A 23,456-nucleotide genomic window follows, 5' to 3' on the forward strand; every position below is an offset into this window, starting at 1 on the left:
ACAGATAATCGGTGGCGTGGCCCGGCGGCGCCCGGTTACGGTAACTCCTGGTCGCGACAAGGTGACCGAAGGAGGAAAAGCCGTGTCCACCAAGCTGAATCAGCTCATCGCCATCGAGAAGGGCGCCAAGTCCCAGGCGAGCGCGGATGTCACCGCCGCGTACCAGCGGGTGGGCAAGGTGGATCTGCTGGCGGGTATTTCCCGCACCTACCGGCCGCTGGACGATATGGGCGAGGAGTTGCCGTCGGAGTCGAAGCGGGTCCAGGTGCGGGCGCGCGAGGTGATCGCCGATGTGCAGAACGCCCTGACCCGGCTGTTCGATGTGACCGCGACGAAGGATACCGCCAACTGCTCGGCGAAGGCCGATCTGACGGTCGACGGCGTCACCATCGCCCGCGAACTGCCGGTCACCTACCTGCTGTTCCTGGAGAAGCAGCTGACCGAACTCAAGAAGTTCGTCGCCAAGCTGCCGACGCTGGACCCGGCCGAGTCGTGGTCGTTCGACGAGGTCACCGACTGCTACGCCACCCAGCCGTCGCAGACCGTCCGGACCAAGAAGGTGCCGCGCAATCACGTGCTGGCGCCGGCGACCGAGAAGCACCCGGCGCAGGTGGAGGTGTACCACGAGGATGTGGTGGTGGGCCGGTGGACCACCACGAAGTTCTCCGGCGCGCTGCCGGCGAAGGAGGTCGGCGATCTGGCCGATCGGCTCGGCACGCTACTCGACGCGGTCCGGATCGCGCGCGAAACGGCGAATGCGACGCCGGTGACCGATGTCGAGCCCGGCCGGGCCATTCTCGGCTACCTGTTCGGGTAGCCGGGACCACGAACTCCCCGCACGGGGGGATGGAGCACAAACTGAAACTGAAGTTCAATCTGATCACCAGGGCGGGCACTGCCAGGGCCTGCCGATAAATTCAGCTTCTCGCTCCAAGCTCATCACTCCATCGATCGCTCGACGTGCGGATACGGTGCGACGCACCCCCGAGATCCGGGTTCAATTCCCGGTGGCGGCTCTTCCTGCCGCTGTGGCGTAAAGGCAACGCGCGGGGTTACTCACCATGACACCCATCCGCAGTACTCGGCGATCACAGGTGGGGCAGACGGTAGCTCATCTGGTAGAGCATCGGACCTCATTCCGACGGTAGTGGGTTCGAATCCCACTCGTTGACCAGGAGGGGCCGGGAAGGGTATTCCCGGCCCCTCCGCCGAGCTTCCATGAAAGGTTTCGCCGACCGACGCATCGGGTACTCGATTCTCCCATCGCTGGGAACAGTCGCGGCGAGAACGGCGACGGCGCGGTTACTATTGCAGGCTGTGTCAAGAGGTCAGCCGCCCGAGGGCGGCGAAATATCCACCACCACTGAAGCCGAGCAACTCGGACAGCCCAAAGTCGCGCTCGCCGTCGCGGCGGTGATGGCGTTCCTGATTCTGGTGGTCCTGGTGGCGACCCATGGCAAACAGGACGACGGCGTCCGTCGCTCCCGGCCGATCGACAAACCACCCACGACCTCACAGCAATAGCCGGTTCCGCGGCCCACGAGGCCGCCCCGCCGCCGGTACGGGCAGAATACCCCCGGTGAACGCAACACTGCATGCCGACGGTCTCGCGGCCGGGCACGCCGAACGCACCCTGTTTTCCGACCTCGATCTCACCCTCGCCCCCGGCGATGTGATCGGCCTGGTCGGTGTCAACGGCGCGGGCAAATCGACCCTGTTGCGGATGCTCGCCCACGGCACACCGGATACGGGCACGATCACGCTGAGCCCACCCGACGCCACCGTCGGCTATCTCGCCCAGGAGCCCGAGCGTATCGCCGGCGAGACCGTGCTCGAATTCCTCGCCCGCCGGACCGGTGTCGCCGAAGCCCAGCAGGTGATGGACGCGGCCGCCGAACGCCTCGGCGGCGACGGCCCCGACGACTACTCCCCCGCGCTCGAGCGCTGGCTCGCCCTCGGCGGCGCCGATTTCGATCAGCGTGCCGAGGAGGTCGCCCATGATCTCGGGCTCACCGCAGGACTCCGTGGCGGTCTCGGCACGCCGATGACCGGCCTGTCCGGCGGCCAGGCCGCCCGGGCGGGCCTCGCCTCGGTCCTGCTGTCGCGCTTCGACATCCTGCTGCTCGACGAACCCACCAACGACCTCGACCTCGACGGTCTCGACCGCCTCGAACGCTTTGTCACCGGAATCCGGGCGCCGCTGATGGTGATCAGCCACGACCGGGAGTTCCTGACCCGGACGGTGAACAGTGTCCTCGAACTCGATCTCGCCCAGCAGGAGGTCGGCTTCTACGACGGCGGCTACGACGCCTATCTGGCCGAACGCGAGATCGCCCGGCGGCACGCCCGCGCGGCCTACGACGAGTACGCCGATACGCGTGCCGGTCTGGAATCCCGGGCGCGGATGCAACGCAACTGGCTGGAACACGGGGTGCGCAACGCGCGCCGCAAGAGCAAGAACGACTCCGACAAGCTGGGCCGCAAGACCCGCGCCGAGTCCACCGAGAAACAGGCCGCCAAAGCACGTCAGACGCAGCGGCGTATCGAACGGCTCGAGGTGGTCGAGGAACCGCGCAAGGAGTGGGAACTGCGGATGGAGATCGCCACTGCTCCGCGCAGCGGTGCCATCGTCGCCACTGCCCACGAGGCCACTGTCGCGCGCGGCGATTTCGTGCTCGGGCCGGTGACCACCCAGATCGATTGGGCCGATCGGATCGTGCTCTCCGGCGCGAACGGTGCCGGAAAGTCCACCCTGCTCGCCCTGCTCCTCGGCAAACTGACCCCTGATACCGGCACTGCCGCATTGGGTTCGGGGGTGCGGATCGGCGAGGTCGATCAGGCGCGTGGCCTGTTCCGCGGGGATACCGCCCTCGCCGAGACCTTCGGCGCCGCAATGCCCGATTGGCCCGATGCCGAGGTCCGCACCCTGCTGGCGAAATTCGGGCTGCGCGGACCACATGTGATCCGCGCCTGCGACACCCTCTCGCCCGGCGAGCGCACCCGCGCCGCGCTGGCGCTGCTACAGGCGCGCGGAGTGAACCTGCTGGTCCTCGACGAGCCGACCAACCACCTGGATCTACCGGCCATCGAACAGCTCGAACAGGCCGTCGATTCCTTCACCGGCACGCTCATCCTGGTGACGCACGACCGCCGGATGCTGGATTCGGTACGCACCACCCGCCGCTGGCAGATGGTGGACGGCAGGCTCATCGAGAAATAGCGCGCGCACCACAGCCCTACCGGTGGGCGTCGCGGATCTCCTGGGCCCGGGTATTTTTGGGCCGGCGGCGATAGGTCTTACCCGAGGCGATCGGCTGTGCGGCACTCGAGCGGCGCAGCTGTTGCCGCCGCCGCCACCCGGTGAGGTCCGGGCGTTCGTGTTCTTCGCGGGCGTCGGTCATACCGTGGATCATGGCCTATCCGGTGGCGCGGCGCCCGCGATTTTTCGCGCGGTCGTGAGGGTTGCCCGACCGGCGATGCGGCGGGAGTGGGCGCTTCCGCGCGAAACACCCACCCCGGCGTCATCGGGTCAGGAAGACAGCGCCCGATTGTCCACCAGCCTCTTGAAATCGGAGCCGGATTCGATCAGCCCCCATTTGAGCAGCCAGCGATAGGTCTGGTCGAACTGTTCGGGCGCGTACGGCCGCGGATCGGCGAACCGCAGCCGCCACGTGCTGATATCCGATTCGTCCAGCGTGCCGAGCTCGCCGGGGATCTCCTCGGTGAAGTAGTGCAGGTACGGCGTCACATCGGTGTTGATATCGGCGACCGCCCGGCGGACGCCGCGGTCGATGGCGGCGTAGACCTCCGGATCGACCTTCTCGTCGGCGATCTCGGCCCCGGTGTAGAACGCCTCGGCGATCAGCCGGTAGCCCTGTTTCAGCGCGAGGCTGATGTAGGGCTCCATCAGGGCCACCGCCTCCACGGTGCCGTCGCGCAGTGCCTTGAACCGGTCGGCCGGACCGCCCACGTGCACAACCTTGAGCTGGTCGGGTTCGACGAACCCCTCCAGCGTCTGGATGGCGAGATAGTGGGAGCCGTGGTGGAAGTTCACCGCGACCTGTTTATCGCGCAGGCTCTGCGGGTGGAAGACCTCGGAGTCGGGGCGCACGAAGATCGCCTGGCTGGCGATCGCCGCGCGCTGGGTGACGATCCGGCCGCCGCGACCCGAATCCTGGGCGCGCCGGACCTGTCCCCATTCGCAGGCGCGGTACAGCGAGACGTCGCCGTCCTCGAAGCCACGGGAGATTCCGCCGAACGAACTCACCAGATGGTGGTCTTCGATCGGCTTCACACTCACGTTGTAGGCGCCGGGCGCGACGAGCTCCAGATCAACGCCCTCGTCGAGAAAGTAGCCCTTCTCGAGGCCCACCAGGTACGGGAGCGTGAAGATCGCCCCGGTCCGGACGCTCGTGATCTTGGGTAACGGGGTGTTCGTATCGTTGCCGGTCATCGGATCGTTCCTTTCGTGAAATGGTGCCGGCCGTGGGTGCGGCCGTGTTCGGAGTCGCCGGAGCCGCCGGGAAACAGCGGTTGGCGGCGACGAGTGCGAGGACGGCCACGACTGCGGTGGCCGCGTAGGCGAGGCGCATTCCGGCGGTGAAATCTGCTGCGGAGACGGGTTCGGGACGAGCGAGGAAACCGGCCACGGAAACCGCCAGCGCGCCGAGTGTCGCTGTCCCCAGGTTCATGCCGACCTGCCGGGAGGTACTGGTGATCGCGCTCGCCGAGCCGGCACGGTCCGGCGGGAGCGCGGCCACGGCCGAGGAGGTCGACGGCGGATTCGCCATACCCATTCCGATGCCCAGGAGGGCGAAGGCCCCCAGCACCCAGCCGATCGACGAGGTCGTCGACGCCGCGAGCGCGAGCGACACCATGGCGGTGATCAGGAACAGATAGGCGACGAGGATGGGCCGCCGCGGACCGTATCGGCCCAGCAGCCGCCCCGAGATCTGCGCGGCGACCAGAGTTCCGGCGGTGAGCGGCAGAGCCATCAGGCCCGCCTCCCACGCGCTGTATCCGCGGACCTGCTGCAGGTAGAGGGTGTTGAGGAAATTCATGCCGGTGAGACAGAAGTAGGAGAACCCGGCCGTGAGCACCGCGCCGCGCAACTGTGGACGTCGGAATACCGCCAGGTCGAGCACCGGTTCGGTGGCCCGCCGTTCCACCCGCACCACGATGATCATCGATAACACGGACGCGCCCAGTGCGCCGATCGTCGGTGCGGACAGCCAGCCGTCGCGGGCACCGCCGGAGAGCGCGAAGGTGACGAAGAACAGGGTGGCGGCGATGGACAGATGCCCGGCGGGATCGATCCGCCGCCGCAGCCGCGGAACCGGGGATTCCGGCACCCATCGCAGGCCGATCACGACGAGGGCCGCGAACGGCAAGCAGATCAGGAAGACACTGCGCCATCCGACCACCGTGACGAGTACACCGCCGATGACCGGACCGAGCGCGGTCGACACACCGGCGGTCGCGCTCCAGGTACCCAGTGCGCGGCTGCGCGCGACCGGATCCTGGAAGACCCCGATGAGCAGCGAGATCGACGCCGGAGTCATCAGCGACCCGCCGACGCCCTGCAGCACCCGCCAGACGATCAGTTCGGCGAAGCCCGAGGAGAAGTAGCACAGCAGGGAGGAGATGCCGAACAGGACGACCCCCAGCCGGAAGATCCGCCGCGGACCGTGCCGGTCGGCCAGCGAACCCGCGAGGAACAGCGTGCTGCCGCGGGCCAGCGCGTTGGCCACGACGACCCACTGCAGTTGCGCCACACCCAGGCCGAGATCCTCCTGGAGGGCCGGCAGGGCCACCACCAGCGCCGAGGTGTCGAGCGAGGAGAGGAACAGGCTCGCACAGCAGGCCGGCAGGGCCGCCCGGGGATAGCGGACGGCCCGCGGAGTCTCCCGGTCGTTCAACTCAGGCTCTCGTAGACCGGCCGGTCCGCGGCGCGCGACAGCAGCCCGATATCGAGGGCGACCCGGATCTGCTTGTCCAGGTTGGTGAATACGCTCTGATCCCAGGTGGACGGGTAGATATCACGGAGCCGCTCCGGCAGTAGGTCGATTGCGGCCTCCTCGTCGGCCGGTATCCCGAACGCCTCGTAATGCCGGGCGAGCAGTCCGGGATCGGAGGTGATCAGCGCGTTGGCCTCCGAACGCAGCGCGACGAATCGCGCCGCGGTATCACGGTTGCGCTCCAGCCACGGCCGGTTGAACGCCGCGCCGTTGAGGAACAGCGGATTCGCGTCGCCGGTGCCCTGCTGCCACAGCTGCGAGACGGTGGCGATCTGCCGGCTGCCCTGGGCGACCAGCCGGGTGGCATTGGGTTCGATGGCGATGACGGCGTCCAGGTCGCCGCGCTCGTACAGCGCCAGGTTGGCGATCGGCTGCCCAGGGAAGATCTGGAATTCGCGTTCGAAGTCGATTCCGTTGACCGCCAGGCCCAGCGCGGCCGCCTTGTAGGTATCGGAACTCGCCGGTTGCACACCGATACGCTTGCCCCGCAGATCCTCGACCGAGCCGATATCACTGTCGGCGGGTACGAGCCATCGTCCGTGGTTCCAGAGCTGGGGTCCCACGATCACCACATCGTGGCCGGAGATATTGGCTTCGGTGGCGCCGAGCGGCCCGAAGGCGAAGGTGTCGAGCAGACCGGTCAGGAGATTCTCCTGCCCGGTACCGACCCCGCCGCCACCGTCGCGGACCAGGTCCAGCCCGTGTTTGGCCGCGAGCCCGAACTCGTCGGTGATCGGATCGATCACCGATCCCGCCGTACCGGGTTGCACCGCACCGATCTTGATCGGTGGCAGCGGGTTCCCGTTCGCGTCCACCGCCGTGGTGGTGGCCGCCCCGCACGCGACGAGCAGCGATCCCAGCCCCAGTCCCCCGGCCAGCGCGACGCCCGCCCGGAGAGCCTGCCGCCGGGTGACGGCCGGCCCGAGCGCGGATTCGCGGGTGAATATGTTGCCACGTGGTGCGGACACGAGGTCTCCGTTTCTGGATCGGTTCGCTGTCAGGCGATATGGGCGATGATGTCGCGATGCAGGTCGAACAGGGTCGCGTCCTCGGTGGAGCGCGGTCGCGCCACGGTGACGCGGATGTCCCGCACGATCCGGGCCGGGCGGTCGGCCAGCACCACCACTCGATCGGACAGGAATGCCGCCTCGAGCGCGTTGTGGGTGACCAGCAATCCGGTGACCGCGCGTTCGACGAGCAGGGTCTGCAACAGCATCCGGAGCTTGCGCCCGGTCAGTTCGTCGAGCGCGCTGAACGGTTCGTCGAACAGGACGATGCCCGGATCCACCGCGAAGGCCCGTGCCACTGCCACGCGCTGGCGTTGACCGCCGGAGAGGACCGAGGGGTAGGCGTCGGCGTATTCGCTCAAACCGACCGCGGCGAGGAGTTCCGGAACGGCCGAGAGACTCTGCCCGGCGGATTTCGCGGCGATTTCTACGTTCTCCGCGACGCTGATCCAGTCCAGGAGTCGCGGTTGCTGAAAGACCATGCCCGTTCGGACCGGTGTCGCGCCCGCACCCACCCGGATCACACCGGCATCCGGAGTCTCGAGTCCGGCCACGAGATGCAGCAGGGTCGTCTTCCCGGTGCCCGACGCGCCCACCAGCGATACGAGCTCACCCGGCGCGACCGCCAGCGAGAAATCCTCGAAAACGGTCTGGACGGTGCCGTCCTTCTTGCTCACAAAAGATTTGGAGATATCGCGCAATTCGATACCGGCGCTCATACCGCGGACTCCTTACGCCAGCGGGAGACCCGCCGTTCCAGGGTTTGCAGGACGCCGTACTCGATGGCGGTCATCACCAGGGCGAAGGCGATCGTCCAGGCGAGCACACCGGCCACGTTGTGATTGGAGAACTCCAGGTTCAGCTGGTATCCGACACCGCTGGCCATCCCGAATATCTCGACCAGCACGATCACCTTCCACGCCATGGCGATACCGAGACGAGCGCCGGTGAACAGTGACGGCGCCAAGGCGGGCAGCCAGATTCGCCGCAACCTCGTCCACGCGCCGAAGCGGTACACATGGGCCATCTCGTGCAGTTGCGGATCGACGTCCCGGACGCCCTGGGTGATGTTGACGATGAGCGCGGGCGCGGCGGCGAGGGCCACGGCCAGGATCGGGTTGACCATGCTGATGCCGAACCAGATGACGCACAGCAGGGCCTTCACCAGACCGGGTGTCACCAGACCCAGCAGCACGGCGGGCTCGAGGAACCGCTGGATATACCGATTGCGTCCCATCGCGATTCCGAGCACCACCGCGACCACGAACGCGACCGCGAATCCCAGCAGCACCCGGGTCAACGTCACCTGCAGGTTCATCCAGAGGGAACCGGTGCCCGCCAGCGTCACCAGTTCGTCGGCGACAGCGCCGAGTGACGGGACCAGGGGGCTGTCCATCCGCGCGGCCATCACGTTCCAGCCCACCGCCAGCAGGATGATCAACGCCAGCGGCGGGAGGATCACCCCCGCCGCCCCGGCGGCACGCGAGGCCCCGGCCGGACGCCGGACCGGAGGCGTTCTACCGGCCCGTCCGGTCGTGGGCTCTGCACTCAGCAGTGTCATGGGAATCCGTTCGATCGGCCCGCGACGCGGAAGCGTCGCCGGCGGAGCAGCGTGTGAAAGAGTGGGGCCCGGCGCCGGGCCCGGGTCAGGCGGGCCGGGGGTGCGGCCGCCCCGGCGCCGGCGAGGACCGGCAACAGTGCAACGTGATCACGACGCCCGCGGACCCGTCGCCGACACCAGGAGTTCCAGTCCGTCGCCGAGGGCGGCGATCGTGGCCATCTGTTCGGGCGAGAACTCCGAGATCCGTTCCAGGATGATCTCGGTCAGCTGCCGGCGGCTGCGCAGGAACAACTCCCGGCCGGATTCGGTCACTTCGATCAAACTGACGCGTGCGTCCGTATCCGACGTGCGGCGTACGACCGCGCCGGATGCCTCCAGCCTGCGGACCGTTCGCGATACGCTCGCCGGGTCCACGCCCTCGTGCGCCGCAAGCTCCGACATCGACAGCGGCCCGAATTTGACGATCGCCGCCAGCGTGCTGCGCGCGGACTGATTGGCACCCGCGCGGTCCATCATCCGGAACTGCCGCGCCGCCTGGATGAGCGCGACCTGCATCCGCTCCACCGCCACCACGAACTCCTCGCTGGTGGCCGGCGGGTCGGACGGGGTCATCGGCAATTCCTTTGCGCGGCGGCATAACAGGTGGGGTGACCCGACACATTCTCGTCATCGTGCAGGGTCCTTCCACTCGCGGGTGCCGGACGCTCGAACCGAACCGACGCGAAAAGGTTAACAACCGTCAAGTATTCGGAACCGGTTCCGGCGCTGCCGCTGCGAGCCCGGCCACGGGCACCACACCTCACCCGTCTGCCATCCGGCCAGCTGAAGGTCACTTTTTCTGAGTCACCCGGAGCGGACGGGCCTTTGCGATCTCGACGATCCGAATGTAGGGAACCGCTTATTCTCGCCCTCGAACCCTGGGGCGGACCAGACGGTCATGGCCGTCCGGGAGGGTCCGGGCAATCCCGTCAGCGCTGGGTGTTCTCCACCGTCCAGGCCGCGATCTGGGTGCGCGAGGTGAACCCCAGCTTGTTGAGAATGTTCTCGACGTGCCCCTGGGCGGTGCGCTGAGAGATGACCAATCTGGTCGCGATCTGCCTGTTGCTGAGACCTTGCGCCACCAGATCGGCCACCTGACGCTCCCGTTTGGTCAGTTTCGGTGCCCGCTCGGTCCCGCCGCGCGGCTCGGCGGCCGGTTCGCCGAGGGCGTAGGCGACAGCCGCCTCCATACCCATGGTCCGCCCCTGCCGGTGTACCGCGTCGTATCGGCGGTCGCCGAGGGCCGCGCGGGCGGCGCGCTCACAGTCCTCGTGGAAGCCGGCCATATTGTGGAAAACGGTCGTCACCCGGGCACCCCCGGGCCACGACCCTTCCGCGGCGCCCATCAGAACCGCGGCGCGTTCGGCGCCGGTGCGCATATCGAGGATCCAGGCCAGCGCCTCGAGGCAGAACATATTGATGACGGTGCTTTTCAGCCCGCTGTTGACCCGCAGCGCCTCTTCCAGCAGTTCCCGGGCCCGGGACGGATCACCGTCCCGCCAGACCGCGACGCCCACTCCGCGCAGCGCGGCGGCCCGGTGCAGTACCTCGCCGCGCGGCTCGGTGATCGCCAGCACCTCCCGGTAGTACTCGCTCGCACCGGGGGTATCGCCGCTCAGTTCGTGCGCCCAGCCGGTCAGGGTGAGCGCGCTCATCCGTAGCTGGCCCGCCGGGTCCGCGCGAGTCAGCTCGGCAGTGCGCTCGAAACAGGACGGTGCGGCTTCGGGTTCACCGCGGGACATCACCAGAAGACCCTCGCCATAGGAGATCTGGGCGCGGATCATCGGCTCGGGGTCCGGCCCGGCCAGTTCCTCGGCCCGCGCCAGCGCACCGGCCGAAACCTGGAATTCACCGTGGGTCGCGGCCAGTTTGGCCGCCGCGCACAGGGCATCGATCCGTTCCCGCGTCGCCCCCGCACCGGTCCGGGCCAGCGCCCGCTCCAGCCACGACCGTCCCTCCCCGTACATGCCCCGGAAATTCCAGAACTCGTAGAGTCCGGCCGCGAGCCGCAGACCGGCGGCGACCGCCGCTTCGGTGTCCTCACCCAGACAATATTCCAGCGCTTCGCGCAGGTTGGGTTGCTCCCGGTCGAGCCGCGCGATCCACCCGGGTTGTTCCCGGCTGATCCAGCCGGCCGCCGCATCCGCGCACAACCGCTCATACCACGCCTGGTGCCGGGCGCGCAGCTCCTGATCGCGGCCGGAATCCCGCAGGGTCCGGCGCCCGTAGTCGCGCAGCGTCTCGAGCATGCGGAAGCGCACCACGGCGCCGGATTCCTCGCGGACCAGAATGGACTTGTCCACCAGTGACGACAGCACGTCGAGGACACTGTCGGGCGCCGGATCGAGAGTGCAGATACCCTCCACGGCATCCAGTTCGCAGACACCGGCGAACACCGACAGCTGCGCCCACAGCTGCTGTTCGGCCGGGCTGCACAGGTCATAGCTCCAATCCATGCACTGTCGCAAGGTCTGCTGGCGCGGCGGGGCGGTGCGCCCACCGCGGGTGAGCACGGGTCTGCGGATATCCATGCGCTGCAGGATCTGCTCCGGTGTCATCGTGGCCAGCCGTGCCGCCGCCAGTTCGATGGCCAGCGGCAGACCGTCCAGCCGCGCGCAGATCTGCGCGACCGCGGCCTTGTTGTCCTCGTCCAGTTCGAACCCCGGCACCACGGTGGTGGCACGCTCGGCGAACAGGGTCACCGCGTCGAAGCGGGGCATCCCGAGCAGACTGGGCTCCCGGTCCGGATCCGGCGCGGTCAGCGGGGCCACCCGCAGCACCGCCTCCCCCGCGATGTTCAGCGGCTCACGGCTGGTGGCGAGGATGCGCAGCCCCGGGCAGCCCTGCAGCAGCGCCTCGTCCAGTTCCGCGACCGGATCGACCAGTTGTTCGCAGTTGTCCAGCACCAGCAGCGTTTCGCGTGGACACAGATGTTCGACCAGGACATCGATCGTCGGGCGGGCCGCCTCGCCGCGCACCCCGACGGCGGCGGCCACCACATCGACCAGGATCGCGGGTTCGGCGACATCGGTCAGATCGACCAGCCACACCCCGTCGGCGAAATCCCGGCGCACCTGCGCGGCGGCCCGCAGGGCCAGCCGGGTCTTGCCCACCCCACCGGGCCCGGCCAGTGTCACCAGCCGCGAGGTCGACAGCAGGTTCTTCACCTCCACCACCTCGGTCCGCCGGTTGACCAGACTGGTCAGCTCGAGCGGAAGATTCCCGGTGGTATCCGCGCCGATCGGCCGCCGCTGCGCCGGGATCCGGGGCTTTTCGGCCGCCTCCTCCCGGGCCGGGCGATCCTGCAGTGCCATCTCGTCGACGGAATATCCGTGCTTCTGCTGCAGCTGCCGAATGGTTTCACCGAGAGCGGTCGCGGACGGCCGCTCGCGGGCGTCCCGGTTCATCGCGGCTTCCACCAGGTCGCTGATATCGCCCGCCACGCCGTGCCCACGCAGATCCGGCAGGGTCGCATTGGTGATCCGCAGGAACTGCGTCACCATTTTCTCACCGCTGCGCCGCTCGAACGCCGCGTGCCCGGTGAGTGCGCAGAACATGGTGGCGCCGAGCCCGTACACATCGGCGGCGGGAGTGGGCGGCTCACCCTCCAGCACCTCGGGCGCGGTGAACGCGGGCGATCCGGTCACCGTCCCGGCGGCGGTCCGGAAGCCACCCGCGATATGGGCGATACCGAAATCGGTCAGCGCGGGTTCTCCGTAGTCGGTGAGCAGGATATTTCCCGGCTTCACGTCCCGATGCACGATACCGAGCCGATGGGCGCTCTCCAGTGCTCCCGCGATCTTCACCCCGATCTGCAGGACGTCCTCCGCGGCGAGCGGGCCGTGCCGGCGGATCCAGGCGTCGAGCGAACCCCGCGGATAGAACGGAGTCACCAGGTACGGCCGCCCGCGGGCGGTCATACCTTCTTCCAGCACGGTGACGATATTCGGATGTCCGGTCAGCCGCCCCATGGCGCGCTGTTCCCGCGCGAACCGCGCGCGGTTGTCCTCGTCCGATTCGGTGGTGAGTACCTTCACCGCGACGGTCCGGTCCAGCGGTTCCTGGGTACATCGGTAGACCACCCCGAAACCGCCACGCCCGACCTCGGCCGCGTTCTCGAAACCGGCAGCGTCGAGTTCCGTCGCGACGGTCCCCGTCGACTCGCGGCGTGTGCGTACGGGATCCTCGGCGTTCATCTCGCGAAGACGATCCCTCGGGTATGTAGGTGGGCACCGGCTGCCATACGCGGCCCCTCTCGCCTCCTCAACTGTATCGCCGGGACATCTCCGGCAGCGCGACCGGCGATCACAGGACGGCGACGACGCCGTATCTCAGCCCGGCAATACGCTCGGCGCTGCGCTGACGCCGAAGATGGGGAATCGGTCACCGCGTGGCGGGGCCTGGTAGCGCACCCGGACCGGGTGGCGCGCGGTGCGCGGGAGTTCGCCGTCGATCGCCGTATACACCCAGGGCCCCTCGTCCAGCTCCACGATCGCCAGCGTCGATTCCACCGCGTCTGCTCCGTCGGCCGGGGAACAGCTCACCGTTCGCCAGCACACCACGGATCCGCCGCCCGCCGCGGGCACCCGCTCGTAATCGTCACACCGGCATGCCGAGCAGCGGATGACCGGCGGAGCGAACAACGTGCGGCAGCTGCCGCAGCGCCGGATCATCATCCCGGTCTCGGTGCATTCCGCGGAGAGGTCACTGCAGTTCCCTGGGTTTCCGGTGTTCCACTCGTCCATACAAGCCTCGATGCGCTGGTGCCGACCCGTTCGGGTTCCAGCATTCGGCACCCGCCGCCGGGGCACGCCGGTCGAATGGCCCGGTATATACCTGTTTCCGAAAAAGACCAGTTCAGAGCCACTTATCGGCAGGAATCCCGATGCGTTCGTCCCGGTGACCGGGATCATACCCAGATCGCGCGGGTATCTTTCCCGTGCGATACACGACGTCCGGACATGGTGTCCGAAAGGCGCTCACAGCAACCGCCGGCGCGCTTCCACGGCGTCCGCCGCCTCTTTCAGGCTCGCGCCGGGATCCAGTTCCCGGAACCGCTTGACCGCTTTGATCTTCTGCTCCCGCCGCAGCAGATCGTCGATATCGGTGAAATCGATCGCCTCGGGGTCCTCGATCCCCAGCTGCGCCAGGATCAGATCGAGTTTGCGCTCGAGCCGGTCGATCTTGCGTTCGAGCCGCATACTGTCGCCAAACACGCGTCCCACCCTATTGCGTTCCGGCGCCGGACCGTTCGCCACCTGCCCCGCACCGCATCGATCCGGTCGCCCGGCGACCGGTAGCCTCGACCGGCAGTCGTCGCGTGCACCGGCCGGGCGGTGCGATCGAAGGGAGCCGCCCATGGCCGGGGAACAACGCCGGATCGCGGTCGACCTGACACCGCTGCGGACCAGCCGTGCGTTCCGCACTCTCTTCCTGGCCCGTTCGATCTCGGTATTCGGAATCGGGTTCCTCGTGGTCGCACTGCCGATCCAGGTCTACCGGCTGACCGGATCGACCGCCATGGTCGCGACCGTCGCCACAGTGATCGGGATCTCCGCATTCGCCGGCACCCTGATCGGCGGTCCGGCGGCCGACCACTACGACCGGCGGGCGGTGATCGTGTCCTCCCGGGCGGCGGCGACCCTCGGCTTCGCCGTGCTCGCGGTGAACGCGATGCTGCCCGAACCACGGCTCTGGGTGATCCTGCTCTGCGCGGTCGTCGACGGCGTGACCGGCGGAGTCTCCGAAACGGCGCTGGTCGCGGCCGTGCCGGGATTGATCCCGCCCGACCGGCTGGCCGCCGGGGCCGCCCTGATGGCGCTGACGGCCGACCTCGGTCATATGGCGGCGCCCGCGCTCGCCGGTCTGCTCATCGCCTGGCTCGACGTCGCGGCCAACTACTGGCTGGCGGCCGGGGCGGGCCTGGTGACCACCCTGCTCCTCGCGCGGCTCGGCCGGATGAAGGCCGAACGGGATCCTGCCGAAACGCCGTTCCGGGCGGCGCTGTCGGGGGTGCGCTTCGTGGCCGGGCATCGGATCGTCGGCGCGACATTGCTGATCGGCTGCGTGACCATGCTCCTGTCCGGCTGGAACGTACTCATCCCGGAATACGTGAGCGAGGTCCTGCACGGCGGGGAAACCACCGCGGGCCTGCTGTTCGCGGCTCCGGCGGCCGGCGCGGTACTCGGCTCGCTCACCTCGGGCTGGACCGGCTCGATCCGGCGCGGCGGCCAGGTGATCTTCGTGGCCACCTTCGTCTCGGCCACCGGGCTCGCCGGCGCCGGGCTCGTCGCGTCCACGGTGGTGGTCTTCACCGGACTGGCCGCGCACGGCGCCGGCCGGGTGGTGAGTGATATCGCGCGGTTCGCGGTGGTGCAGGCGAACACCCCCGACGAGTTCCGGGGCCGGGTCTCGGGCCTGTGGACCGCGCAGCTCACCATCGCGCTTTCACTGGGCGCGGTCGTCGCGGGCGGTATCGCGAGCGCGGTTCCGGCCCGGGCGGCCTTCCTCGTCTACGGCGTGGGCGGCTGCCTGGCGACCGTCACGCTGTGGTGGCTGCTCACCACCTTGCGCACCCTCGACGACCGCGCGCCCGCGCCGCGGTGAATCACCCCGCCGCGGCCGCCAGCTGCGGGGTGATGCGATCCAGCGCGAACCGCAGCGACTCCGGGGTGCCCGCGGACAACGCCTGGACGGCCGGATCGTTCTCCGGCAACCGCACCGCGTGACCGTCGCGCACCACGGCCAGGGAATTGATCAGGGAGTCGTTCTCGAGGTCGGCGAACGGCAGCCCGATGGTGGTGAACACACCGGTCTGCGCGTCGAGATCACCCACCCGCTCCACCGGGACCTGCGCGAAGAATCCCGAGCTCTGCAGCCGGGTGATCGGCGGGTTCGGTACGAAACCGAGGTCGGCGAAGAAATCGAACCGGGCATCCCCGGCCAGGTAGGCGCCGTAGGCGGTGCCGTATTTCGCGGCGTAGACGAACGTCTTGCCCGCGAATTCCGGATGCTCACCGGCGGCGGTCCGCTGCGCGGTGGTGGTCTCGGCGATGATCGTGTCCGCCGCGTCGCGTTTTCCGAGGGCCGCGCCGATGATCTCGGCCTGGGTCTGCCAGTTGACCGCGAAATCACCGGTACCCTCGGGCGCTGTCACCACCGGCGCGATCTCGCGCAGATTGTCGGTGACGGCACTGTCGGCTTTCGCGCGCACGTTCAGTATCAGGTCGGGGTCGAGTTCCTCGATCTGCTGCATATTGAACTCCCCGGCGCTCTGCGCGGACAGCAGTTCGGGCGTGCTGTCCCCGAACGCCGCCGCATCCCACTCCCCGACACCCTTGGTGGCCTCGCCGAAGCCCATCCAGTCGTAGATGGCCACGGGTTTCACTCCCAGCTCCAGTGCGACCGCGCCGTCGGACCAGCCGAGCGCCACCACCCGCGGTGCCTCCGGCAGCGAATAGCCGGGTGTCGCCCCGGGATCGTCGAACACCTCGTAGGTGGTGTCGTCGGACCGGACGCAGGCCGTCGCCGCCAGGACCACACTCGCCAGTACCGCCACCGCCACGCTGATCCGCCGTCGCGACATGGTTCTCCTTCTCGGTTGGGTGCCCGGCGGGCACGGTTCACGCACTGTCGATCCGCACCGCTCCCTGCGCGAGCGGGACCACCAGCGGCGTCCCGGTCTGCGGATCGTCGATGACCTGCGAGTACACGCCGAACACCTGCTCGACCAATTCGGTGGTGATGATGTCGGCGGGCGGGCCGGCGGCGACGATCTCACCACCGGCCATGGCGATGATGTGCGAGGCGTAGCGGGCGGCCTGATTGAGATCGTGCAATACCGCGACCAGCGTCGTCCCCCGCTGGTTGAGGTCCACGCACAGCTCCAGCACCTCGATCTGATGGCCGAGGTCGAGATAGGTCGTCGGCTCGTCCAGCAGCAGGATCGGCGTCTGCTGGGCGAGCGCCATCGCGATCCACACCCGCTGCCGCTGACCTCCGGACAGCGCCTCGACCGGCCGCGTCGACAGCTCGGTGAGCCGGGTGACCTGAAGTGCGAAGTCCACCGCGCGCTGGTCCTCGTCGGTCCATTGGCGGAACATCTTCTGGTACGGGAACCGGCCGCGCGAGACCAGGTCGATGATCGTGATGGCGTCCGGCGCGATCGACTGCTGCGGCAGCAGCCCCACCTCCCTCGCGAACTCCTTACCCCCATAGGAGGTCACCTCGCGCCCGTCGAGCAGCACCGCGCCGCGCTGTGGCCGCAGCAGCCGCGACAGCGTCCGCAACAGCGTCGATTTTCCGCACGCGTTCGGTCCGACGATCACGGTGAACGAACCGTCGGGTACCACGACATCGAGACCGGCGATCACAGTGCGCTCGCCGTAACCGACCCGCAGGTCGGTACCGGTGAGCCGCCCCGGGGCGTCGTTCGGCAGTGGATTGCTGGTCACGGGCGGGCCTTTCGGGACCGGGCGAGCAGGAGGAACAGCAGATACACGCCGCCCAGGGAGGTGGTGACCACGCCGACCGGCAGCTGGGTCTGCGGCGCGAGCACGGTGCGCGCCACCACCTCGCTGGACACCAGCAGCGTGGCGCCCACGGCCGCGGAGGTGACCAGCGGAATCCCCGCGCTCGGGGTGATCCGGGCCGCGACCTGGGGCGCGACGAGCGCGACGAAGGCGATCGGCCCGGCGATCGCGGTGGTCGCCGCCGCGAACCCGACGCCGATCACCAGTAACACCACCTGGGTGCGTTCGGTATCGACTCCCTTGCTCGCCGCCGAGTCCGTGCCCAGCTCGAACATGCGCATCCGGGGCGCGACCACGATCAGCGCCGGGACCAGCACGGCCAGCGTCACGAACACCGGCACCGTATCGGCCATCGTCAGATCACGCAGATTGCCCATACCCCAGGCGGCCGCCGCGCCGGCGTTCTGCACATCGGCGGTGGCGACCAGGTACCCGTTGAACGACAGCAGCATCGCGGAAACGCCGATGCCGACGATGATGAACCGGTAGTTGCCGGTCCCGCCGCGCATACCGAGGAAATAGACGACCAGCGCGGTGAGCAGGCAGCCGAGCAGTGCGCCGGCCGTCGCACCGCCCGCGCCGAGCCCGAGGACCAGCATCGCGACCAGGGCGCCGGTATTGGCACCGGTGGTGAAGCCGATGATGTCCGGACTGCCGAGCGGGTTGCGGGTGAGGGTCTGGAAGATGGCCCCCGACAGCGCCAGCGAGGCGCCGCCGAGTATCGCTGTCACCACCACCGGCAGCCAGTCGGCGACATGATCGGCGGGTCTACCACCGACCTGTCCGGTGAGCACCCGGAGGACCTCGACGAATCCCAGACCCGGGGTGCTGGTGGTGCTGGCGCCCAGGGACAGGATGCCGACCACCGCAGTCAACAGTATGAACGCGATAGTGATCGCCACCGAGACCATATCGACCCGCAGACTCAGCCCGAGCCGGGGCGCCCGCAGGAACCGCACCCGGCGGGGCCAGCGGGCAGCGACGACGGGCGCGGTACGGGTCACCATTGCACACCCGCCTCGCGGCGCGCCAGCCAGATCAGCACCGGCGCCCCGAGGAACGCGGTCACCATCCCCACCGGCAGTTCGCTCGCCGTCGCGACGCGGGCGACGAGATCGGAGCCCACCAGCACGATCGGCCCGACCAGCAGGCACAGCGGGATCATCCAGCGGTGATCCGGGCCGACCGCCATCCGCACCGCGTGCGGCACCATCAACCCCACGAAACTGATGGGCCCGACCGCCGCGGTCGCGGCCCCGCACAGGACCGTGACCACCACGAAGCCGACAGCGCGTACCGCCGGCACCGGTACGCCGAGCGCATTGGCACGATCGTCGCCGAGGGCGAGCGCGTTGAGATATCCCGCCAGCGCCAGCGCGCCGATCAGCCCGAGCAACACCAGCGTCCAGGTCGCCGACAGTTGCGGCCAGCCGCGGCCGTCCAGGGTGCCGACCAGCAGCCCGCGGATGGCGTCGAAGGTTTTCGGATGAATCATGGTGAGTCCGAACGCGAGCCCGCTGAGCATCGAGGCGATCGCGACACCGGTCAGCACGAGTTTGGCCGGGCTCGCTCCGCCGACCCCGCGCGAACCGACGAAATAGACCAGCACCGACGCGGCGAACGCCCCGCCCAGCGACCACCAGACCAGCCCGGTGCCGGTCGCCCCCGCTACAACCGAGCCGAGCACCATCGCGAAGTACGCGCCGGAGTTCACACCGAGGATGCCGGGGTCGGCCAACGGGTTACGGGTCAGGCCCTGCATCACCGCGCCGGCCACGCCGAGCGCCGCGCCGACCAGCGCCGCCAGCAGTGTGCGGGGTATTCGCTGCTCCCGGATGACCCCGAGGGTTGTGGGGCCACCCTCGTTGAACAGTGCATGCCAGGCGTCGCTCATCGAGAAGTCGCCACTGCCCACGAAGAGGCCACCGGCCAGGAGCAGGACCAGAACAGCCACCAGAACCAGCAGTACGACGGTCCGCGACAGCGCCGGCCGCGGCAGGGTCGTGGTCGCTGTGGACACTGCTGTTCATCCTCGATTCGCCGGACTCCGGCCGGTGGCTGCGAAGTAGCGGACAGGGCCGCAGGTTAGTTTAGCCTCAGGTTATTTTCCGGTCCCGACGCCGCGCTGGGACGAGTCCCGGTGACCGATACGCCGCTTCGCCCGGGCCCACCCGGCCGGGCCGGACGATCAGCGGCCCGCGGCGGTGAGCCGATAATCCGCTTCGAGCACCATCCACCCGCTCAGCTGTACCGACAGATCGCGGCTGAGGTTCGCCGATACCACGGCGGACGAGTCCGCGAGCTGGGGAAGGGTTCCCGGCTGCTCCGGCACCGTGACCGCACGGGTCCAATCCGCACCGAACAACGGCAGCCCATCCACTTCCGCGCGATGGTCCCAGGCCGCCCGCGCCGAAGCGTGCACGATATCCGCCGCTGTGGTGTCGCCCAGTGCCAGCGCCGCCACCGCGAGATAGCGCGCGAGGATGCCCATGAACAGGCCGGCGTCGTCGTCGGCCGCCGCGCGGATCACGCCCGCGTCCGTGAGGCGGGCCTCGGTCGCGGCGACGAGCGCGCGCACGCGGCGGTGGTACCCGGATTCGCCGGTGCGTACGGCGAGTTCGGTGTCCAGGCCGATGGCGACGCCCTGGCAGTAGGTGTGGACCGTCCGATCCACGCGGCCACCGGGCTCGTGAACACCGTCGAGAATCAGTCCGCTGCCCGTATCGCGTAACCGGGTGTGCAGGAAATCGGCGAGCCCACGGGCCCGGGACAGTTCACCCAGCCGCGCCAGCGCGATCCCGGCCGGGCCGTTCGCCGGCGTGTTGTAGTAGTCGTCCCCGAGTCGCCAGGGCATCGCGCCGACGTCCGGATTCCAGCCACCCATCAGCGCGGTCCGCAGGTCGCCGACCGCATCGCCGAACCGGACACCGAGCAGCCGGTCGGCCCGTTCCAGCGCCAGCGCCAGCCACGCCATATCGTCGTAGTACCGGTTGGTCCAGCCGGTGAGATTGCGGGTGCGGATACCGCGGGCGAGAGCGGTGACACGGTCGACGCGGTCCGGGGTGCGGGCCCGGTGCGCGGCGTCCACCGCGCAGTCGAGCAGATGGGCCTGCCACCAGTAGTGCCATTGCGCGAACGACTGTTCCGGTAACGATCGGGGCCATGTGAGCGCGCCCAGCCGCATCCGCGGCAGCCCCCACAGGGCCCGGACGTGCCGGGATACGATCGCCTGTTCCGCCAGGTCCGCTCTTTTCCCGCACGGCAGCGGACCGGCGGAGGCAGTGCGCGTGATCGGCGCCGCCGCCATCGGTTGCGCGAGCGCGGTGAGTGCGACCCCGGCTCCCGCGGCATACAGCACGGTTCGCCGGCTGATCCCCGTATTCCGGCGATCCATCCGCTCGGACTCCCCTTGCTGAACAACGCCTCTCGGCGGCGGTAACCGTGCGGCGCGAGTCTATCCCGCACCCGCCGCGGCGGCACGGCGCCGGACCCCACGGTGACCGAAGCCACGGGCGCCCGCTACCGCGTATATCCGGTGCGCGGCGGGTGCGGCCCGGACCTCGACACACCGCGGTCCGGCTTGACCTGGAGCCCACTCCAACTCATAGCCTGACATCATGCGATTCGCGTTCAAGACCTCACCACAGGAAACCACCTGGGCCGATATGCTCGCCGTCTGGCGGGCCGCCGACGAGATCGATATCTACGAGTCCGGCTGGACGTTCGACCACTTCTATCCGATCTTCTCCGACTCCACCGGCCCCTGCCTCGAAGGCTGGACGACCCTCACCGCCCTCGCACAGGCCACCGAACGCCTGCGGCTCGGCACGATGGTGACCGGCGTGCACTACCGCCATCCCGCGGTACTGGCCAATATGGCGGCCGCCCTCGACATCATCTCCGGCGGCCGGCTCGAACTCGGAATCGGCGCCGGCTGGAACGAAGAGGAATCCGGAGCCTACGGGATCGAGCTGGGCACGGTCACCGAACGTATGGACCGCTTCGAGGAGGCCTGCCAGGTGCTGATCGGCCTGCTGAGCCGGGAGACCACGGATTTCGACGGCAAGTTCTATCAGCTGAAGGGGGCCCGTAACGAACCCAAGGGTCCGCAGCGCCCGCACCCCCCGATCTGCATCGGCGGCAACGGCGAGAAGCGCACCCTCCGGATCACCGCCCGCTACGCCCAGCACTGGAATTTCGTCAACGGGACCCCCGCGGAATTCGTCCGCAAGCGGGACGTGCTGGCGGCGCACTGCGCCGATATCGGCCGCGACCCGAAGGAGATCACGCTCTCCGCCCAGACCCGGATGGACCCTGCCCTCGGCTACGGGGCGATCGTCGACTGGGCGGCCACACTGGGCGCCGAGGGCCTGGACCTCGCGATCATCTATCTCCCGACCCCGCACGACCCGGCCGTCCTGGAACCGCTGGCCGAGGCGATCCGGGATTCCGGACTCGTCTCGTGATTCGGCGGTCCGCGGCGCGAATACCCGCCATCGGGATGATCGAATCACGAGGCACCGGTCCGTAGCATTGGGACATGAGTACTTATGTGACGACGAACCCGACCACAGGTACTACTGAACACGAATTCCCCGGGCTGACCGACGACAAGATTTCCGAAATCGCCGAATGGGCCGCCGAGGGTTTCCAGACATGGCGACAGGTATCCGCGGCCGAACGGGCCGCCGCGCTCGCGCGGACCGCGGATCTGTACGAGGAACGCTCGGCCGAACTGGCCGCGGCCATCACCCGGGAAATGGGTAAACCGGCCGAGCAGGCAGCCGGCGAGGTACAGCTCGCCGCGGATATCTATCGCTGGTACGCCGAGCACGGCCCCGAATTACTGAAACCCGAACAACTCGATCCCCAGGGCGCCGACGAATCGGTGGTCGAGAAATTACCGATCGGCCCGCTGGTCGGCGTGATGCCGTGGAACTACCCCTACTACCAGGTGGCCCGTTTCGCGGCGCCGAATCTGTTGCTGGGAAATACGATAATACTCAAGCACGCCTCGATCTGCGCGGCCTCGTCGAAACTCATGGCCGAGGCGTTGCACGACGCGTCGGTTCCCGAGAACGCCTATATCAACGTGTATGCGAGTTCCGCTCAGATCGCCGCATTCCTGGCACATCCGGCCATCCGCGGTGTATCGCTGACAGGCAGCGAACGGGCAGGCGCCTCGGTCGCGACCGAGGCCGCCAAGAACGTGAAGAAATCCGTCCTCGAACTCGGTGGTTCCGATCCGTTCATCCTGCTCGATACCGACGATATGGCGGAAACGGTACGGACCGCGGCACGGGCCCGATTGTCGAATGCGGGCCAGGCCTGTAACTCACCGAAACGATTCATCGTGCTCGACGAACTCTACGACGATTTCGTCCGCGGCCTGGTGGACGAATTCGATCGCGCGGTCGTCGGGGATCCGTCCGATCCCGCCACCGAAGTCGGGCCGCTGTCGTCGGTTTCCGCGCGTGACACCGTCGCCCGGCAGATCGAAACCGCCGTGCGGCAGGGAGCGACACTGCATACGGGCGGCTCGCCCCTGGACGGCGCCGGGGCGTTCCTCCGGCCCGCCGTTCTCACCGGTATCACCCCGGAGATGGACGCCTACTCCGAGGAGATCTTCGGTCCGGCGGCGATGGTCTACCGCGTCTCCTCCGCCGACGAAGCGGTACGACTCGCCAACGATGTCGATTTCGGGTTGAGCGGCTCGGTCTGGAGCACCGACCCCCGGCACGCCGCCGAGGTCGCCGATCGCCTCGAGGTCGGGATGACCTATATCAACGAACACGGAACGACGCTGCCCGGCCTGCCTTTCGGCGGTGTCAAACAATCCGGCTACGGCCGGGAACTGGGACGCTGGGGTATGGGCGAATTCGTCAACACCCGGCTCCGCCGGACCGCTGCCCGCTGACCGCGCGGGGCCTCGGAAATCGCTGGGACACGCGCCTTCCGAGGCCCCGGCCCTGCGCACGGTGCCGGCCGGGTGCCGGATCAGCGGCGGGCACGCCGCCAATTCCAGGAGCGGCCCCCGGCCCCTGTGCGGTTTCCGAACCCGGCGAGATGCAGGGCGATCAGCAAGAGTCCGACGATGATCAGAGTGCCGCCGTTGATCGAGTCGCCCAGCGTGGCATCGGCGAGATCGAGGATGAGAGCGAGGCCGAATACGACGGCGGCGGCAGTGGCGAGCATGAGAACCTCCTGGAGTTCCACGGGAATCCGTGACCTCCGAGTGAGGCCATCGAGTTCCCGTGTTGCGCATACCCGCAAATCAGGCCGGATCACAGCGCTGAAGCCG

21 protein-coding genes and 1 tRNA gene are annotated in these 23,456 nt (G+C 68.6%); 7 read left to right on the plus strand and 15 right to left on the minus strand.

Translation table 11 applies throughout. The features are described 5' to 3' along the window. Positions 1-82: 82 nt before the first annotated feature. From AB0F41_RS00090 to AB0F41_RS00105, 4 genes are all read left to right on the plus strand, one after another. Complete coding sequence (locus AB0F41_RS00090; RefSeq protein ID WP_357420340.1) at positions 83-817, plus strand: hypothetical protein; 735 nt, start codon at positions 83-85, stop codon at positions 815-817. Between the two features lie 283 nt (positions 818-1,100). Further along, a tRNA-OTHER gene (locus tag AB0F41_RS00095) sits at positions 1,101-1,174 on the plus strand. A gap of 143 nt (positions 1,175-1,317) precedes the next feature. Continuing rightward, on the plus strand, positions 1,318-1,524 hold the full coding sequence (locus tag AB0F41_RS00100) for a hypothetical protein (protein ID WP_357420342.1): 207 nt from the start codon (positions 1,318-1,320) through the stop codon (positions 1,522-1,524). 55 nt (positions 1,525-1,579) lie between these two features. Continuing rightward, positions 1,580-3,220, plus strand: a complete 1,641-nt coding sequence (locus AB0F41_RS00105) for an ABC-F family ATP-binding cassette domain-containing protein (protein ID WP_357420343.1) — start codon at positions 1,580-1,582, stop codon at positions 3,218-3,220. Between the two features lie 16 nt (positions 3,221-3,236). On the opposite strand, the gene AB0F41_RS00110 is transcribed toward AB0F41_RS00105, so the two are convergent. The 9 genes from AB0F41_RS00110 to AB0F41_RS00150 form a co-directional block, all read right to left on the minus strand. Continuing rightward, positions 3,237-3,401: a hypothetical protein gene (locus AB0F41_RS00110; protein ID WP_357420345.1), complete on the minus strand. Its 165-nt coding sequence runs from the start codon at positions 3,399-3,401 to the stop codon at positions 3,237-3,239. Positions 3,402-4,331: 930 nt separating this feature from the next. Continuing rightward, positions 4,332-5,918, minus strand: coding sequence for an MFS transporter (locus AB0F41_RS00115; protein ID WP_357420347.1), 1,587 nt, complete (start codon positions 5,916-5,918; stop codon positions 4,332-4,334). Then, positions 5,915-6,985 (minus strand): PhnD/SsuA/transferrin family substrate-binding protein, encoded by a 1,071-nt coding sequence (locus AB0F41_RS00120; RefSeq protein WP_357420349.1) that lies wholly within the window; start codon positions 6,983-6,985, stop codon positions 5,915-5,917. The genes AB0F41_RS00115 and AB0F41_RS00120 overlap by 4 nt, the downstream gene beginning before the upstream one ends. A gap of 29 nt (positions 6,986-7,014) precedes the next feature. Further along, complete coding sequence (locus AB0F41_RS00125) at positions 7,015-7,743, minus strand: ABC transporter ATP-binding protein (protein WP_357420350.1); 729 nt, start codon at positions 7,741-7,743, stop codon at positions 7,015-7,017. Next, positions 7,740-8,585: an ABC transporter permease subunit gene (locus AB0F41_RS00130; RefSeq protein WP_357420352.1), complete on the minus strand. Its 846-nt coding sequence runs from the start codon at positions 8,583-8,585 to the stop codon at positions 7,740-7,742. The genes AB0F41_RS00125 and AB0F41_RS00130 overlap by 4 nt, the downstream gene beginning before the upstream one ends. A 147-nt stretch (positions 8,586-8,732) precedes the next feature. Continuing rightward, on the minus strand, positions 8,733-9,197 hold the full coding sequence (locus tag AB0F41_RS00135) for a MarR family transcriptional regulator (protein ID WP_357420354.1): 465 nt from the start codon (positions 9,195-9,197) through the stop codon (positions 8,733-8,735). 356 nt (positions 9,198-9,553) lie between these two features. Beyond that, positions 9,554-12,820 carry a protein kinase gene (locus AB0F41_RS00140; protein ID WP_357420356.1) on the minus strand — a complete coding sequence of 1,089 codons (3,267 nt, stop codon included), beginning with the start codon at positions 12,818-12,820 and terminating at the stop codon, positions 9,554-9,556. Between the two features lie 135 nt (positions 12,821-12,955). After that, complete coding sequence (locus tag AB0F41_RS00145; protein WP_357420358.1) at positions 12,956-13,135, minus strand: hypothetical protein; 180 nt, start codon at positions 13,133-13,135, stop codon at positions 12,956-12,958. A 468-nt stretch (positions 13,136-13,603) separates the two neighbouring features. Next, positions 13,604-13,840 carry a hypothetical protein gene (locus AB0F41_RS00150; protein WP_357420359.1) on the minus strand — a complete coding sequence of 79 codons (237 nt, stop codon included), beginning with the start codon at positions 13,838-13,840 and terminating at the stop codon, positions 13,604-13,606. Positions 13,841-13,982: 142 nt separating this feature from the next. On the opposite strand from AB0F41_RS00150, the gene entS reads away from it, so the two are divergent. Continuing rightward, positions 13,983-15,230: an enterobactin transporter EntS gene (entS, locus tag AB0F41_RS00155; RefSeq protein WP_357420361.1), complete on the plus strand. Its 1,248-nt coding sequence runs from the start codon at positions 13,983-13,985 to the stop codon at positions 15,228-15,230. A 1-nt stretch (position 15,231) separates the two neighbouring features. Here the strand turns inward: entS and AB0F41_RS00160 are convergent, their stop codons facing one another. The 5 genes from AB0F41_RS00160 to AB0F41_RS00180 all read right to left on the minus strand — a co-directional run bounded on the left by AB0F41_RS00160 (position 15,232) and on the right by AB0F41_RS00180 (position 20,549). After that, a complete protein-coding gene (locus AB0F41_RS00160) occupies positions 15,232-16,209 on the minus strand; it encodes an ABC transporter substrate-binding protein (protein WP_357420362.1) in 978 nt (325 codons plus the stop codon). Positions 16,210-16,246: 37 nt separating this feature from the next. Then, positions 16,247-17,077 carry an ABC transporter ATP-binding protein gene (locus AB0F41_RS00165; RefSeq protein ID WP_357420363.1) on the minus strand — a complete coding sequence of 277 codons (831 nt, stop codon included), beginning with the start codon at positions 17,075-17,077 and terminating at the stop codon, positions 16,247-16,249. Continuing rightward, on the minus strand, positions 17,074-18,162 hold the full coding sequence (locus AB0F41_RS00170; protein WP_357420364.1) for an iron chelate uptake ABC transporter family permease subunit: 1,089 nt from the start codon (positions 18,160-18,162) through the stop codon (positions 17,074-17,076). Before AB0F41_RS00170 ends, AB0F41_RS00165 begins: the two co-directional genes overlap by 4 nt. Then, a complete protein-coding gene (locus AB0F41_RS00175; RefSeq protein WP_357420365.1) occupies positions 18,156-19,175 on the minus strand; it encodes an iron chelate uptake ABC transporter family permease subunit in 1,020 nt (339 codons plus the stop codon). The genes AB0F41_RS00170 and AB0F41_RS00175 overlap by 7 nt, the downstream gene beginning before the upstream one ends. 168 nt (positions 19,176-19,343) lie before the next feature. Beyond that, on the minus strand, positions 19,344-20,549 hold the full coding sequence (locus AB0F41_RS00180) for a glycoside hydrolase family 76 protein (protein WP_357420366.1): 1,206 nt from the start codon (positions 20,547-20,549) through the stop codon (positions 19,344-19,346). Positions 20,550-20,772: 223 nt separating this feature from the next. Here AB0F41_RS00180 and AB0F41_RS00185 point away from each other — a divergent pair, with 223 nt between their 5' ends. Both AB0F41_RS00185 and AB0F41_RS00190 read left to right on the plus strand, forming a co-directional pair. Next, complete coding sequence (locus tag AB0F41_RS00185; protein ID WP_357420367.1) at positions 20,773-21,621, plus strand: LLM class F420-dependent oxidoreductase; 849 nt, start codon at positions 20,773-20,775, stop codon at positions 21,619-21,621. A gap of 74 nt (positions 21,622-21,695) precedes the next feature. Beyond that, complete coding sequence (locus AB0F41_RS00190) at positions 21,696-23,072, plus strand: NAD-dependent succinate-semialdehyde dehydrogenase (RefSeq protein WP_357420368.1); 1,377 nt, start codon at positions 21,696-21,698, stop codon at positions 23,070-23,072. A gap of 80 nt (positions 23,073-23,152) precedes the next feature. On the opposite strand, the gene AB0F41_RS00195 is transcribed toward AB0F41_RS00190, so the two are convergent. Beyond that, complete coding sequence (locus tag AB0F41_RS00195; RefSeq protein ID WP_357420369.1) at positions 23,153-23,350, minus strand: hypothetical protein; 198 nt, start codon at positions 23,348-23,350, stop codon at positions 23,153-23,155. Positions 23,351-23,456 lie beyond the last annotated feature (106 nt).

This window comes from Nocardia sp. NPDC024068, assembly GCF_040638875.1.
Classification (GTDB): Bacteria; Actinomycetota; Actinomycetes; order Mycobacteriales; family Mycobacteriaceae; genus Nocardia.